At 38.9% G+C, this 14,462-nt stretch carries 11 protein-coding genes and 3 tRNA genes; 13 read left to right on the forward strand and 1 reads right to left on the reverse strand.

All coding sequences use genetic code 11. The features are described 5' to 3' along the window. The first annotated feature begins 197 nt into the window (after positions 1 to 197). The gene (locus MMG00_RS03215) at positions 198 to 971 is read left to right on the forward strand and encodes a DeoR/GlpR family DNA-binding transcription regulator (protein ID WP_242151324.1); all 774 of its coding nucleotides are present in this window, start codon (positions 198 to 200) and stop codon (positions 969 to 971) included. Here the strand turns inward: MMG00_RS03215 and MMG00_RS03220 are convergent. Continuing rightward, on the reverse strand, positions 958 to 3,414 hold the full coding sequence (locus MMG00_RS03220; RefSeq protein ID WP_242151327.1) for a ComEC/Rec2 family competence protein: 2,457 nt from the start codon (positions 3,412 to 3,414) through the stop codon (positions 958 to 960). The genes MMG00_RS03215 and MMG00_RS03220 overlap by 14 nt on opposite strands. A gap of 163 nt (positions 3,415 to 3,577) precedes the next feature. Here MMG00_RS03220 and MMG00_RS03225 point away from each other — a divergent pair, with 163 nt between their 5' ends. The 12 genes from MMG00_RS03225 to trpCF all read left to right on the forward strand — a co-directional run bounded on the left by MMG00_RS03225 (position 3,578) and on the right by trpCF (position 14,381). Further along, complete coding sequence (locus MMG00_RS03225; RefSeq protein ID WP_242151330.1) at positions 3,578 to 4,000, forward strand: YchJ family protein; 423 nt, start codon at positions 3,578 to 3,580, stop codon at positions 3,998 to 4,000. Between the two features lie 251 nt (positions 4,001 to 4,251). Continuing rightward, positions 4,252 to 6,105 carry a dihydroxy-acid dehydratase gene (ilvD, locus tag MMG00_RS03230; RefSeq protein WP_242151333.1) on the forward strand — a complete coding sequence of 618 codons (1,854 nt, stop codon included), beginning with the start codon at positions 4,252 to 4,254 and terminating at the stop codon, positions 6,103 to 6,105. Positions 6,106 to 6,189: 84 nt separating this feature from the next. Beyond that, positions 6,190 to 6,266 (forward strand) — tRNA-Asn (locus tag MMG00_RS03235). A 380-nt stretch (positions 6,267 to 6,646) separates the two neighbouring features. Further along, positions 6,647 to 6,723 (forward strand) — tRNA-Asn (locus MMG00_RS03240). Between the two features lie 357 nt (positions 6,724 to 7,080). Next, a tRNA-Asn gene (locus MMG00_RS03245) sits at positions 7,081 to 7,157 on the forward strand. Positions 7,158 to 7,405: 248 nt separating this feature from the next. After that, on the forward strand, positions 7,406 to 8,518 hold the full coding sequence (locus MMG00_RS03250; protein WP_242153270.1) for a nicotinate phosphoribosyltransferase: 1,113 nt from the start codon (positions 7,406 to 7,408) through the stop codon (positions 8,516 to 8,518). 108 nt (positions 8,519 to 8,626) lie between these two features. Further along, positions 8,627 to 9,412: an NAD(+) synthase gene (gene nadE / locus MMG00_RS03255; protein WP_242151336.1), complete on the forward strand. Its 786-nt coding sequence runs from the start codon at positions 8,627 to 8,629 to the stop codon at positions 9,410 to 9,412. Positions 9,413 to 9,566: 154 nt separating this feature from the next. Further along, positions 9,567 to 9,953: a hypothetical protein gene (locus tag MMG00_RS03260; RefSeq protein WP_242151339.1), complete on the forward strand. Its 387-nt coding sequence runs from the start codon at positions 9,567 to 9,569 to the stop codon at positions 9,951 to 9,953. Positions 9,954 to 10,106: 153 nt separating this feature from the next. Beyond that, complete coding sequence (locus MMG00_RS03265; RefSeq protein ID WP_242151342.1) at positions 10,107 to 10,754, forward strand: metallophosphoesterase; 648 nt, start codon at positions 10,107 to 10,109, stop codon at positions 10,752 to 10,754. A 72-nt stretch (positions 10,755 to 10,826) separates the two neighbouring features. Further along, positions 10,827 to 11,504 carry a hypothetical protein gene (locus MMG00_RS03270; protein WP_242151345.1) on the forward strand — a complete coding sequence of 226 codons (678 nt, stop codon included), beginning with the start codon at positions 10,827 to 10,829 and terminating at the stop codon, positions 11,502 to 11,504. A gap of 359 nt (positions 11,505 to 11,863) precedes the next feature. Then, positions 11,864 to 12,904 (forward strand): anthranilate phosphoribosyltransferase, encoded by a 1,041-nt coding sequence (trpD, locus tag MMG00_RS03275; protein ID WP_242153272.1) that lies wholly within the window; start codon positions 11,864 to 11,866, stop codon positions 12,902 to 12,904. Between the two features lie 70 nt (positions 12,905 to 12,974). Beyond that, on the forward strand, positions 12,975 to 14,381 hold the full coding sequence (trpCF, locus tag MMG00_RS03280) for a bifunctional indole-3-glycerol-phosphate synthase TrpC/phosphoribosylanthranilate isomerase TrpF (protein ID WP_242151347.1): 1,407 nt from the start codon (positions 12,975 to 12,977) through the stop codon (positions 14,379 to 14,381). Positions 14,382 to 14,462: the final 81 nt, after the last annotated feature.

Raw genomic sequence — 14,462 nt, forward strand, 5'->3', positions numbered from 1 at the left:
TAAATGTTTATATTTTATATTTTAATATAAATAGATAATAAGTTTCATTAATATGTTTATTTAATCGCCTCTTATGGGGAAGAGGAGATTTAGTGTAAATAAATGTAAATTTTGATACAATTGTCAATCATCATCGGATGGTTTTAAGCAGATGGAAGGAAGTCGCTTAAAACTAAAGGGAACAAAGGAGGCAAACTATGATTCCCATAGAAAGACATGAAGCAATTCTCTCAGTTGTCGCTGAGAAGGGGATTGCGACCATTAATGAATTGATTGAGTTACTTGATGTGTCACATATGACGATTCGTAGAGACTTACAAAAGCTTGAGAAGCAAGGCAAAGTGGTGACAGTTTCTGGTGGTGTTAAGGCCGCAGAAAGACTCTCTTCAGAACTATCACATAAAGTACGTGATACCACCAATGAAGAGGGCAAGCGCATGATTGCGCTTTTAGCCGCCAATGAAATTCCTAAAAACAGTTGTATCTTTCTAGATTCAGGCACGACAACTTTAGCGATAGCGCGACAAATTAAAGATCGTGAAGATTTAACGATTATTACTAATGATTTCATTATCATGTTTTTCTTGATTGAACATGGTCGTGGCAAGCTTATTCATACGGGTGGTACGGTTTGTCCTTATACCAATTGTAGTGTTGGTGAAAGCGCTGCTCGCGGTGTTGAAAATTACTTAATTGATATTGCCTTTATTTCTACACCTTCTTGGGGCGTAAAAGGGATCTCTCTACCAACAGAAGAGCGAGTGCCAATTAAAAAAATGTTACCGAATGTTTCAAAGCGCATTATCTTAGTGGCTGATCACAGTAAGTATGGGGCTGTGGCAACCTATTTAGCATTACCGTTGAGCTCTTTTGATACAATTATCACAGATGTTCCTCTACCTGCTGATATTAATACAACACTCTATAATCGTGATATTACCTTAATTACGCCAGAGGTTATTCAAGCGTAGTAAGAGATTTAAGCCACCAGTAACGGGCTTTATCAGCATAATCATCAATGCGAAGTTTTGAGTAGGACTTCGCATTTTTTGTATCTATTTTAAGATGAATAGTGCCATAGTAGGCATTATATTTTTTAAGTTGAGGTGTCATCATTAGTGCCGCTTCAAGTTTCGCTGCGACTTTTCTTGTTGAAAATAGGAGAATTTGCTTTAAATAAGATTGTTGTAACAAAGTGGGGGCGAAATAACGCTGACCTTGGTTTGGAAAAAGGATTATCTGCTGCGAGATACCTTCTTTATTCATAAAAGGAAGCTGCTCTTCAAAGCGCTGCCATTCACTATCTGTAATATCTGAGAAGAGATAGAGGGAGATCTCGTTAAAAAGGGTTATATGAAAGGCGCAGCTATTATCAATGATCTTGATAGGAGAGATAGTGATGGTTTCTGAATGATAATGATATTGCCTACAATCTTGGGTATCTTCCATAAGCCAGAGTAATTTTGGATGTGCAATGATCGGCGTATTAGGGTGTTTTGTTCGAATCACTCTTGTCCCTCCAATATGTTGCTGGTTTTGTAAGCTTAAAAAGATGTGATCTAAACGTTCTATCCCTAAAGATTTTAAGGTGGGTAGAATAACCTGAGCCCCTGCATCAAATTGCCGAAAGCGATTGCCGGTATCAAATAGAAATGTTAATTCTTGAGAGTAGAAAAGTAGGGATAATCCTTCGCCCACCGGTAGAAGATAGAGATCAATGGAGGTTGTTTTCTTGTTGTATCTCTCTAAAGAAGGGAGCTGTTTTGTGCTACTGATTATCACCATTGTAATCGCTAAAAGTGAGATTTTTTTAAATCGCGACATTCTTTGCGACATTCTATTGGGTAATTGCAGTGGGATGGGCGTAGGAGAAGTCATAAATCGACGCTCTAGGGTCCGAATAGTATATAAAATATGTGCTTTAATCAGTAACCGTTGAGGATAAAAATAGAGTATTAGTAGTGAGGTAAAAGTGATGATAACAGCTGTTGTTAAAGATAAGCGAGATGTCTCGATTGCGGCATTTGGAATCTTAGCGCTCCACTTAATGCTTTGCGTTAAAACAAAGACTCCTTGATCAGCTAGCATATTAAAAAAATGTGCTGTTGGTAAATGAATCAATAAGAAAAGTGTGCCCAGTAGCAAAAAAGGCATAATGACCATCGAAGTCCAGGGAATCGCAAAGAGATTGATAAGCGGGCTTATCAGCGATATCTCCCCAAAGAAACTTGCCGTGAGGGGAATTAACAGTAGGGAAATCACGAGCTGTGTGAGTAGAAGCGCTTTTAAGGGAGAGGTGAAAATCCTTGCCGAGAGAATTAAGATGATAACGGCAATAAAAGAGAGCCAAAATCCCGGCAATAAGAGTGATAGAGGGTTGATCACTAATATAATTACTAACGCAATACTCACGCCATGTAAGCTAAAAATAGGCCGATTAATGAGAAGGGCGAACATTGCGATAGTAAACATGATAGCCGCTCGCGTTGTAGGTAAGCTTAATCCTGCAATAATGGCGTATTGCCAAGCGATAATAATGGCAAGAGCTGCGGCTATTTTATAAGGTTGGATCTTTCGAATACCAATAAGGCCTGTAGCAACTCTAAAAATAATAAAGGCATAAAAAGCAGTTAAAGAGAGGTGTAATCCTGAAATTGAGACAAGATGGATAGTTCCTGTTTTGCGAAGCATGTCCCAATCTTGAGGTGCTAAATATTGCGTGATTCCAACAGAAAGGGCGCTTAAGTAATTTCCATATCGAAAATTTTCTGTAAAGTTTTGTGCCGTTATGTGCCTAAAATGATCTACTTGAGATCGGTCTTTAAGTTTTTGGATCTCTCCTTCAAACTTGCCATACCCAATGGCTTTTCTAGCTAAAGATTGCAGGATTCTTTGCCTATCTCCGGGGATATTTTTATAGAACCTTGCTCTAATGGAGAGGGGGCCTTCATAAATCTCCCCTTCCATAAAGTTCTGCTTTATTTCGGGAGAAATGTTGAAGACTTGTAGGGTGCTACCTATCAATGCAGAATATGGGGTATGAGAAGCTAGGGTGCTTTTTGGTGATTCATTTTTTGAAATTGCATCTGCAGATAATATCTTGATGGTCGTACTTTGTGGGTAGTGATTACGCTCAATTTGAAAGGATGCTTGAATGGTTATTGGAAGATTTGAAGCAATATGCTGATAATCCTTAAGCGCTGGAAGGTAGCAATAAGTGCTTAAGAGAATCCCGAAAAAGGGTAGAAGCGGGATAACCGTATAATGAGGCTTTCTTTTAAAAAAGCTATAACAAGAAAGAAGCACGCAGACTATTGCAATAGTGATCGTCAGAGTTAGCGTTGAGACTAAATCCCATGGAGAGAGAATTAACCATAAGGCATTGATGACAAATGTAATAGCGATAGAGGTCATAAAAATGCTCCCTCTAATTTTTAAGATATTTTGGGGAAGAGAGGATCTTTAATGAAGATGATCCATTACTTTAACCTTAGTAAAGTTGATTAAATTAGGGGCGAGAGGGTAAAGATTAAGGCTACAATGTAAACTTATATTTTTTAATAAGATGGTAAAAGTGATGAGTTCCTTGAATAAAAAGCAGAAAAAAATTTTAAACGAGAAATGTCCTTGTCAAAGTAGTGAAAAATATCAAGACTGCTGTTATCCTATTCATATGGGGCAAAACCCGATAACTGCTGAGAAATTGATGCGTTCACGTTTTTCGGCATTTGCATTAGATAATGACGAGTATTTAATGACAAGTTGGCACAGTACCACAAGGCCACCTGAAATCTTAAAAGAAGATCCTCCTCTACAGTGGATTTATTTAAAAATAATAAAGACAGAAGTAGAAAATGAACGTGGTGAAAGTTTTGTGACTTTTGAAGCGCGTTACCGTGACAATGGTAAGGCCGGAAAATTTATCGAGAGAAGTCGTTTTATGCGAGAAGAGTCGATGTGGAAATATCTAGATGGAGAGTTTTTAAAGACTGCTATTTAGTAAGTTAAAGCATTGGTTTAGATCCTTAAAAAGTTGAATAAATAGTGAAATTTTCACAAGCCACTTTTTCACGTGTATATTAATGATAGAAAAATTGTAGAGTTATCTCTTAATGATAAGCAGAGCGTTTAGATTGTCTTATCAAGAGATATTATAAATTGAAGATAAAATTGAGCAGAGCAGATGACAGCTATAGGGAAAGATCCTAAAGTTTATGTCGCTGTGTCTAAATGGAGAACAGAGGGAAAGACATGGTTCAAGATCCAAAGTATCGATCACATACATCAACACAAGGGCGTAACATGGCAGGCGCGCGTTCACTATGGCGTGCAACAGGAATGACAGATGAGGATTTTAAAAAGCCGATTATTGCGGTGGCAAACTCCTTTACACAATTTGTTCCGGGTCATGTTCATTTAAAGGATCTTGGTCAAATGGTTGCTCGCGAAATTGAAGCCGCGGGCGGTGTTGCAAAAGAATTTAATACAATTGCGGTCGATGATGGTATTGCAATGGGGCATGATGGCATGCTTTACTCACTACCTAGTCGTGATTTAATCGCAGATTCTGTCGAATATATGGTCAATGCACACTGTGCGGATGCATTAATTTGTATCTCTAACTGTGACAAGATTACGCCAGGAATGTTAATGGCGGCGCTTCGCTTAAATATCCCCACAATTTTTGTCTCAGGTGGCCCGATGGAGGCCGGGAAAGTGACTTGGGATGGCGTTGAGATGAAGCTTGATCTTGTTGATGCAATGGTCATGGCTGCAAGTGATGATGCTGAAGATGCTAAAGTTTCGGCAATTGAGAGCGCTGCATGCCCAACTTGTGGCTCATGCTCAGGAATGTTTACGGCAAACTCGATGAACTGTTTGACAGAAGCATTAGGCTTAGCGCTTCCTGGTAATGGTTCATTATTAGCAACGCATGCACGCCGTAAAGAGCTCTTTTTAGAAGCTGCTAGAACCATTGTAAAAATTACCAAAGATCATTATGAAAATGGTAATGAGGCGGTACTTCCAAGAAATATCGTCAACTTTAACGCTTTTGAAAATGCCATGATGCTCGATATTGCTATGGGCGGCTCTTCTAACACCGTTCTTCACCTGTTAGCGGCAGCCCATGAAGCGGGCGTTGATTTTACGATGCAAGATATTGATCGTCTTTCTCGTCAAGTGCCACATTTATCCAAAGTTTCGCCTTCTACAAGTCTCTATCATATGGAAGATGTTCATCGTGCCGGCGGCATTTATGGGATTTTAGGAGAGCTTGATCGTATTGGTATCTTACATACAGATCAGCCGACGGTTTTAAATTCTAGTTTAAAAGAGGGATTAGAGGAGTGGGATATTGTTCGCTCCACGAAACATCATGATTTCTTTAAAGCAGCGCCGGGCGGCGTTCGTACGACAGAGGCTTTCTCGCAAAATAGACATTTTGATGAGTTAGATCTTGATCGCGAAAAGGGCTGTATCCGTAATATTGAACATGCTTATAGTCAAGATGGGGGGATTGCCATTCTTTACGGCAACCTTGCTGAAGATGGCTGTATTGTCAAAACGGCAGGTGTTGATGAATCTATCTTAAGATTTGTCGGTAAGGCGCGTGTTTATGAGAGTCAAGATAGTGCCGTTGCCGGTATTTTAGGCGATGAAGTGAAACCTTGGGAAGTGGTGATTATTCGTTATGAGGGGCCAAAGGGTGGTCCTGGTATGCAAGAGATGCTCTATCCGACCTCTTATTTAAAGAGTAAAAAGATCGATGCACAGTGCGCTCTTTTAACTGATGGTCGTTTCTCCGGCGGAACATCAGGTTTATCCATTGGTCATGTTTCTCCGGAAGCTGCAGATGGTGGCTTAATTGGCGTTGTGGAAAATGGAGATGAGATCATCATTGATATTCCTAATCGCTCAATTGAATTGATCGTTGATGAGGCAATTCTTGCAAAGCGTTTGGAAGCTCAGCGGGCAAAAGGATTTGTGCCGGCAAAGCCGCGCCCTCGTAAGATCTCTAATGCGCTTAAAGTCTATGGGGCATTGGCAACTTCTGCGGCATTTGGGGCGGTGAGAGATGTGTCTCGCTTAGAAAAGCTAAAGTAATTGATTAATGACTAGTCATTGTCTAAAAAACAGTCTTAGGTAGAGTTGTCTTTTAGGAAAAATGAGATAGAATCATTACTCTATTCCTCGATAGCTCAGTTGGTAGTAGCACTTGACTGTTAATCAAGGGGTCCCTGGTTCGAGCCCAGGTCGAGGAGCCAGAATAGAAAGCTAAAGTAGCAATACTTTAGCTTTTTTTTATGTGCTTAAAATTTGTACTCTTAACAGATATTTTAAAAGTCGTAATGAATTTTTATAAAAATAACCAAAGAATATTGAATCAAGGTAATACCTTATTTCAATATTCGATACCGTCTTTAGAGATCACTTTTAGAGATTGTATGGTGGTGATTAAAAGCGGGCATCAATATCGATAATATTAGATGCTAAATAAGCAAGGTTTGTTAGTTGCTATAAAGGTAAATTAAGCATGTGCTATCACATGATAAAATAGAGACTAGTTGTATGAATAAGATGATTAAAAATTATCCGGTGATATGAGTTGCCTTATTATCAAAATAGGGTAGAATTACTTCTCTATTCCTCGATAGCTCAGTTGGTAGTAGCACTTGACTGTTAATCAAGGGGTCCCTGGTTCGAGCCCAGGTCGAGGAGCCAGAATAGAAAGCCAAAGTAGTAATACTTTGGCTTTTTTTATTGTCTATATAAAAATAATAGTTTTTTGGCTTATAGCGAGCGTTTTTAAAGTTAGATTTAAATAAGAAAATCATGATTCAGTAAAGTCATAGCATCTAAGAATGATGGCTTAGTGCCGCATGGTTTAGATATGATTAACGTGTTGTTAATAGATAATCAGATAATAGGTAAGAGATGTTTGATGGGGTTGAAGTCTTCATTACTTATTCTAGTTGATTGATATTATTGTGTTTAATGGGTCTTTTTCTTTTCTGGCTTAAAAATGATCGGGTAAAGGAGTTGCCTTATTTAAAAAATGGGGTAGAATTGCTTTTCTATTCCTCGATAGCTCAGTTGGTAGTAGCACTTGACTGTTAATCAAGGGGTCCCTGGTTCGAGCCCAGGTCGAGGAGCCAGAATAGAGAGCCAAAGTTATGATAACTTTGGCTTTTTTATTGCGCTGTTTTTAAGAAGTTTCGTAGGTTATGATATCTCTTATTCTACAAGGAGCTTCCTAGTGGTCATGAAATGGGGAAATAGTTAAGAATCATTGAAAAGGTTGTAAGAACCTTGCTATAGTACTCTCTTCAAACATAATTAACCTTTCTAGACCCAATTAAGGGGATAAGAGAACCGTATAATGACAGCGACAATTACTAGTGATATTAAAGAGTATGAATTAAAACATCGCGGTAAGATAAAGAGACTAACGAACAAGACGTTTAAATTTGATGAGCGGATTGGTGAAGGCTGGTTCTCAGCAGTTTATTTTCTTAAAACAGCAGAAATTGCAAAGCAATGCGCCCCTGAGCGTATTGTGACGATGCAGTTCTTTCAACGTAAAAATGGGGCGGTATTGTGTGGAATTGATGAGGCGATTTCACTCCTTCATACCTTTGCACATAACCCTGAAAAGCTAGAGATTTGGGCGCTCAATGATGGAGATCGTGTTGATGCCTTTGAAACGGTATTAACAATTACGGGCAATTATCAAGATTTCGGGTATTTAGAAGGAATTATTGATGGTACTTTAGCGCGTAGAACATCGGTTGCCACCCATGTGTTAGAAGTTGTTGAAGCCGCTGGTGATAAAGAGATTATCTTTATGGGCGACCGTGATGATCATTTTAGTCAGCAAGCAGGGGACGGTTATGCCGCATTTATTGGTGGTTCAACAGCGCAAGCAACCCATGCGATGAATGAGTGGTGGGGCATTGAAGGTTTAGGTACTATGCCACATGCTTTAGTGCAGCTTTTTAATGGCGATACCTTAGAAGCGGCGAAGGCTTATTACAAAGTATTCCCGAATGATAAACTTATGGTACTTGTTGATTACAATAATGATGTCATTGAAGAATCACTTCGTGTGGCGCGCCATTTTGAAGGGAAACTCTCAGCTGTGAGAGTCGATACCTCAAATACCATGGTAGATCAATATTTTATGCGCCATCAAGAGAAGCTTGGAACTTTTGATCCAAGGGGCTCAAATCCCACCTTAATTTTTGCGCTACGTGAAGCATTAGATAAGGAAGGCTTTACGGATGTGAAAATTGTCGTCAGTGGCGGTTTTAATGCCGAGAAAATCGCTGATTTTGAGAAGCAAAATACGCCTGTTGATATTTATGGTGTAGGCTCAAGCTTACTGAAAGTTAATATTAATTTTACCGGCGATAATGTTTTATTAGATGGGAAAGAAGAAGCGAAAGCTGGTCGTAAATATCGCCCGAATCCGCGTTTAGAACGCGTACTTTACAACGATAATGAAGTAAAGTCGTAAAGTAGATTGTTAAAGTAGAGCTATTTTTACAAGAGATTTATCAAAAGAGCGTAAGAAGGATCACTTTTACGCTCTTTTGTTACAATAAAAATATAATAGGTAATCAAAATGAATCGTGCATATTTAACTTTTTCTAAAGATCGTCAAAAAGCGTTAGAGGCGTATATTGAAACCTTAGAAGCATGGCTTGAGTCGGAGCTTTTATATCGAGGTGCTGATACCTTTGTCTTTGGCGTGAGCGGCGGGGTTGATTCAGCGGTGATTGCATTTTTATTAGCTCGAAATTTTAAAGATCGAGCCATAGGCGTCATGATGCCATCTCATAGCCATCCTAATGACTTAGATGATGCAAAGCTAGTGATGGAAAAGGCAGGGCTACCTTATCATGTGGTAGATTTAACAAAGACCCATGATTCATTAATGGCAGCAATTGGAAGTGAATTTAATCACACCGGTGATCTTGCTAAAGATCGGGTGATTCTAGGAAATAACAGTGCAAGACTTCGGATGACAACGCTCTATACGATTGCGCAAACAAAAAATGGCGTAGTTGTGGGTACAGATAATGCTGTGGAGTGGTATACCGGTTATTTTACAAAATTTGGCGATGGCGGCGTTGATATTGCCCCGCTGATTCATCTAGATAAAGATGAAGTCTTTGCCTTAGCCTCTCTTTTAAATGTTCCGCAATCGATCATTGATAAAAAGCCTTCAGCAGGACTTTGGGAAGCGCAAACCGATGAAGATGAGATGGGCGTGACGTATGATGCATTAAACCGCCATCTTCGGGGTGAAAAAGTTACAGATGCAGAGCTTGAACGTATCAATTATTGGCATAACCGCTCCCATCATAAGCGAGCGATGCCGCGTTTTCCGGTAAAACCTTATGAATAAAGAGGTATTTGAGATCTTTTGCCTCTATTGTCATTAATTGACGCTTTATTTGCTGTAATTAAGATGCGATATCAAAATCAGCAGGATCTACCTATCAATTCAGTGATGATTGATAGGTTTTCTATTTTAAAATAAAAGAGAGGAGCTTGGCTAGATGAGAATGTTTTGGGTGATTTTAGTGCTCTATTTTATAGTGCAGGGGTATGTGTTGTGGCGCTATTATCAATTAACGCCCCCATATTATGGTTTAAAATTAATCGCGCTTTTATCTGCTTTTATTTTGTTCGTGAGCTTGCCTATATCCATTTTTCTAGTAAGAAGTCTGCCTTTATGGCTTGTCAAACCGCTTTATTTGATCGGTTCTAGCTGGATGATTCTTCTACTTTATCTTTTAATCCCGATATTACTTTTCGATATTTTTAAGGGGATTAACTATTTTACAGAGTGGGTTTCAGCAGAAAAAATAACGCACCTAACAACCAATAATGGCTGGCTTCTGCTGATCATGATTGGGATATATTCCGGCATTATATGGATATGAAACAGCACTTATCATGAGAAGGTTCGTCACGAATATATTTATGATTTAACCACAAAAAAGGCTATTGAAGTTATCCCTCAATCAGGGAGTAATGCCGCAAAGTTATGTGAAATTCGAGGAGACTTTAAGCATGGCAAATCCCTGAAGATTGTCATGCTTAGCGACTTACATTTAGGGCATACGATTGGGCGAGATGAGCTTAAAAAGTGGGTGGCGCTCATTAATGCAGAAGAGGCTGATTATATTTTTGTCAGTGGGGATGTGATTGATAATGATGTTCGCCCCCTTTATAAAGAGAATATTGACGAGTTATTGAGTGAGTTTAGAGCTAAAAATGGCGTTTATGCCATTTTAGGAAATCATGAATATATTGCCGGTGTTGAGAATAGCTTGGCATTTTTTGAGAAGACAAATTGGCGATTATTACGAGATGAGGTGGTTCTTCTTCCAGAGAATATCTATGTTGTTGGGCGTGATGACAAGATGAATCCTGATCGTGCTGAACTTTCAACGCTATTAGAGGGTTTAGATCCTGATATTCCGATGATTGTTCTCGATCACCAGCCGGTAAATTTTCCGACTTTGGCGAAATTAGGGGAGTTCTTACAATTTTCAGGGCATACGCATGATGGACAAGTTTGGCCTTATAATTATGCCGCTAAAAGCATTAATGGGGTTTCTTCAGGATTGTGGGATTTTTCTAATAGTCAGCTATTGATTAGTGCTGGCATTGGCATTTGGGGTGGGAAGTTTCGTATCGGAACTCGCTCTGATTATCGGGTAGTGACTTTTTGCCAATAAAGAGCGTTAAAAGACTTTAATATTGCTCGATAATTTGCTGAACCACTTGAAAGATAGGGAAGGGAACTAGTAATGAATGATACAGAAAAAACCTTATGGGGAGGTAATAGGATTGCCCATTATCTATTATTTATCGGGAGCCCTTTTCTATTTTTTTTAACCGTGATCAATTTTGCAGGAGTTATCGATCGCTTTGGTTTTAGCGCTCGCACGGTTGGTGAGATATGGCTATCGCATATTCTAGGCGGCTTTAGTCTATTTTTAGTCACCTATGGGCTTTTTGCAGTCTATCATTTGAATATTTTAAAAGCATGGCGAAAATCTTGTACGGTTATCGTATTAGTGATAATTCTTTATCTTGGATATGTAATGCTCTTGTTAGAAGCTCATGAAAGTTGGTCTAGGATGCTAGTTATTATTTTTGGTTCTAGCTTAATGGGCATTATTGCAATATTCTTTGGAATCATCCCTTCGGTGATAACGGCAATTTTGAGCGATTTTTTTAAAAGCCTGTTTTTAAAATTCGCCCCCAAAAGGGGGCGGTATTACTGGATGATCTTCACGGTTTTAATCGGTGTTATTCTTTCCGTGGTTTATGGTTTTATATTGAAAGGAGAAAGTGATGTTTGGTTTTTTATCGATATCAGTCTTTTTTGTACCCTTTATACAATCTTCTTTTTATCTCTACAAGATCACTATAAGGTCAGGAATAATCGAATGAGTAAAAGATCTTTTTATGATTGTTTTTGAAAATATTTTAAAAAAAGAGTTGACTCTTAAAGCAAAGAGATCTATAACTTTAAGAGAACAAAAATTGAAAGCGTGCACATTAGCACCATCACTTTTAAAGAAATAGGAAAACCTAAGATGCAAACGATGAACTTTTATAACTATTGGTGGCACATCTCGCAAACGCGGGAGGTATAAGCGTGCACGGTTATAAAGACATATAATCTAGGTACAAATATCCAAAAACCCGCAAGAAGATGCGGGTTTTTTTATGTCTTCAATATACGTCAGTAACTCCCGCATCAAGATTTAAAGATTCAATTTAAAGTTAAGAAATTAAAATCATGATGAGAATGGAGCAAGTAATGATGAACGATGTAATGAAAGAGATTTTCCAAAAGCTATATTGTGGCAAGACTTTAACGCAAGCTGAGAGCAAAATATTATTTACATCAATTGCCCGTGGTGAAGTGAGTGAATCCTTATTAGGGGCGGCATTAGTATCTATGAAGCTTCGCGGAGAAACTGCTGAAGAAGTTGCTGGCGCTGCGGAGGCATTTATTAGTGAAGCGAAAGCCTTTGAAACGCCTCATTATCCTTTTGCAGATATTGTGGGTACTGGCGGTGATGGGTTAAATACGGTGAATATCTCAACAGCGAGCGCACTTATTGCCGCAAGTTGCGGTGTGCCTGTTGCAAAGCATGGTAATCGCTCTGTTTCTAGCCTAACAGGATCATCAGATCTCCTTCAAGCTTTAGGGGTGAATCTTCTTAAAACACCTGCTGAAGCGCGTCATTCTTTAGATCAAGATAATATTACCTTCCTTTTTGCTCAGCATTATCATGGTGGTTTTAAACATGCCGCAAAAACTCGTGGAGAATTAAAAACACGCACTATCTTTAATCTGTTAGGACCTTTAACTAATCCTGCAAGACCAAAGCGGGCTTTGATGGGCGTTTATGATGCAAGCCTTACTGAGCTTTTAGCTGAGACGGCAAAATTAATTGGTTACGAGCATGTATTAGTGGTTCATGGCGGTGGTATGGATGAAGTTGCGCTTCATGCACCGACGAAGGTTTCTGAATTAAAAGAGGGAGTTGTCACAACTTATTATGTGAAGCCTTCAGATTTTGGGTTAAATGAGCATCCTTTAGAAGCGATTCGTGGCGGCGATGCGACTGAAAATCGTCAAACACTCTTAACAATGCTTCACGGTAGAGCGCCAGAAGCGCATCGTCATGCGGTAGCTATTAATGTGGCGATGGTATTAAAGCTATTTGGACGCGATAACTTGCAAGAAAATGCACAAACAGCCTTAACTGCCATTAAGGAAGGAAAGGCATTAAGATTATTAGAGACCATTACTGGCAATCAGTTTGCAGATGATGGCGAGATGTTTCCGTTAGAAAAATTTGCTTAAATTTAAAGAATTATAGAATAAAGCCCTTTCCATATTTCACTCAATAAAAATCATAATAGGAAAAATAAAGATGAGCGGAACAGTATTAGATAAAATCGTTAAACTTCGCCGAGAAGATATTGCAAAGATGGCACAAGAGAAGCCATTAGATACTTTTAAAACCTCCTTAGTTGTAAGTGATCGTGATTTTTATGAAGCGATTGATGCTCGTAAAGCCAATAATCTCCCAACGTATATTTTAGAATGCAAACGCTCATCTCCCTCAAAAGGTTTAATCCGTGAAGATTTTGATTTAGAAAAAATCGTCACAGCCTATAGCCCTTACGCAACAGCCATCTCAGTATTAACAGAAGCTCGCCATTTTGGTGGGGATTTTAAAAATATTACTATTGCCAAAGAATTAACAACAGCCCCCATTCTCTGTAAAGATTTTATTGTAGATGCTTATCAAATCTATTTAGCGCGTCTTCATGGTGCTAATGCGGTACTTTTAATGCTTTCTGTACTTCGTGATGATGAGTATCGCTATCTTGCCAATATTGCCCATGAGTTGGGAATGGGCGTTTTAACAGAAGTGAATGATGAAGCAGAAGTGGCGAGAGCGCTTAAACTGCGTGCAAAAGTGATCGGCGTAAATAACCGAGATCTACGTGATCTCTCTATTGATTTAGATAAAACAGAGCGCCTGCGTGTTTTAATGCCAAAAGCGCAAATTGTGATTAGCGAATCAGGCATTCGTAGCTATGGCGATATTCGCCGTATTTCTCACTTTGCAGATGGCTTTTTAATTGGTAGTCATTTAATGGGAAGTGATGATTTAGATCGTGCGCTCCAAGAGCTCTTAACCGGAGGGCATAAAGTTTGTGGTTTAACCTCTATAGATGATGCCAAAGCGGCATTTGATGCTGGTGCCATGTATGGCGGCTTGATCTTTATCCTTTCAAGCCCACGTGGCGTGACTTATCACGAGGCAAAAGAGATTGCCGCAAAAGTTCCTTTAAAGTTTATTGGCGTGTTTCAAAATGATGATATTGATGCAATTGTCTTTATTGCTAAAGAGGTAGGATTACATGCCATTCAACTTCATGGGCATGAACCACAATCTTTTATTACGGAGTTACGCCAGAAATTGCCGGTAGATGTGAAGATCATTAAAGCGGTAAATATTCAAAATGATGCGCAAGATTTACCATTAATGAACTACCAAGATGTTGATTTTTATCTATTAGATGGTAAAAAGGGCGGCAGTGGAGAACCTTTTGATTGGTCACTATTAAAAGGTCTAGATCTATCCAACCTCTTTTTAGCAGGGGGGATCTCTAGTCAAAATATTGAAGAAGCATTGAGCTTTCAGCCTTTAGGGGTGGATATTAACTCCGGCGTTGAATCAGCGCCAGGGAAAAAAGATGCCGCAAAGCTTCAAGAAATTTTTCAGCAGATTGTGAGCTATAAACAAGTTTCTGAAAAGAGACGCTAAGTTTTGAATCAACATTATAGATGTGAGAAAAATACAGGCACTAAAGATGAGAAAAGTGAGAAAACAGTTTTATCCGGTATC

The organism is Ignatzschineria rhizosphaerae, assembly GCF_022655595.1.
GTDB lineage: Bacteria > Pseudomonadota > Gammaproteobacteria > Cardiobacteriales > Wohlfahrtiimonadaceae > Ignatzschineria > Ignatzschineria rhizosphaerae.

What these genes read in the sequence shown, in the direction of transcription:
- MMG00_RS03215 (WP_242151324.1), top strand. Translation starts at nt 198, where the DNA reads ATGATTCCCATAGAAAGACATGAAGCAATTCTCTCAGTTGTCGCTGAG.
- MMG00_RS03260 (WP_242151339.1), top strand. Translation starts at nt 9,567, where the DNA reads ATGAGAATGTTTTGGGTGATTTTAGTGCTCTATTTTATAGTGCAGGGG.
- MMG00_RS03220 (WP_242151327.1), bottom strand. Translation starts at nt 3,414, where the DNA reads ATGACCTCTATCGCTATTACATTTGTCATCAATGCCTTATGGTTAATT.
- MMG00_RS03225 (WP_242151330.1), top strand. Translation starts at nt 3,578, where the DNA reads ATGAGTTCCTTGAATAAAAAGCAGAAAAAAATTTTAAACGAGAAATGT.
- nadE (WP_242151336.1), top strand. Translation starts at nt 8,627, where the DNA reads ATGAATCGTGCATATTTAACTTTTTCTAAAGATCGTCAAAAAGCGTTA.
- trpD (WP_242153272.1), top strand. Translation starts at nt 11,864, where the DNA reads ATGAAAGAGATTTTCCAAAAGCTATATTGTGGCAAGACTTTAACGCAA.
- trpCF (WP_242151347.1), top strand. Translation starts at nt 12,975, where the DNA reads ATGAGCGGAACAGTATTAGATAAAATCGTTAAACTTCGCCGAGAAGAT.
- MMG00_RS03270 (WP_242151345.1), top strand. Translation starts at nt 10,827, where the DNA reads ATGAATGATACAGAAAAAACCTTATGGGGAGGTAATAGGATTGCCCAT.
- MMG00_RS03265 (WP_242151342.1), top strand. Translation starts at nt 10,107, where the DNA reads ATGCTTAGCGACTTACATTTAGGGCATACGATTGGGCGAGATGAGCTT.
- ilvD (WP_242151333.1), top strand. Translation starts at nt 4,252, where the DNA reads ATGGTTCAAGATCCAAAGTATCGATCACATACATCAACACAAGGGCGT.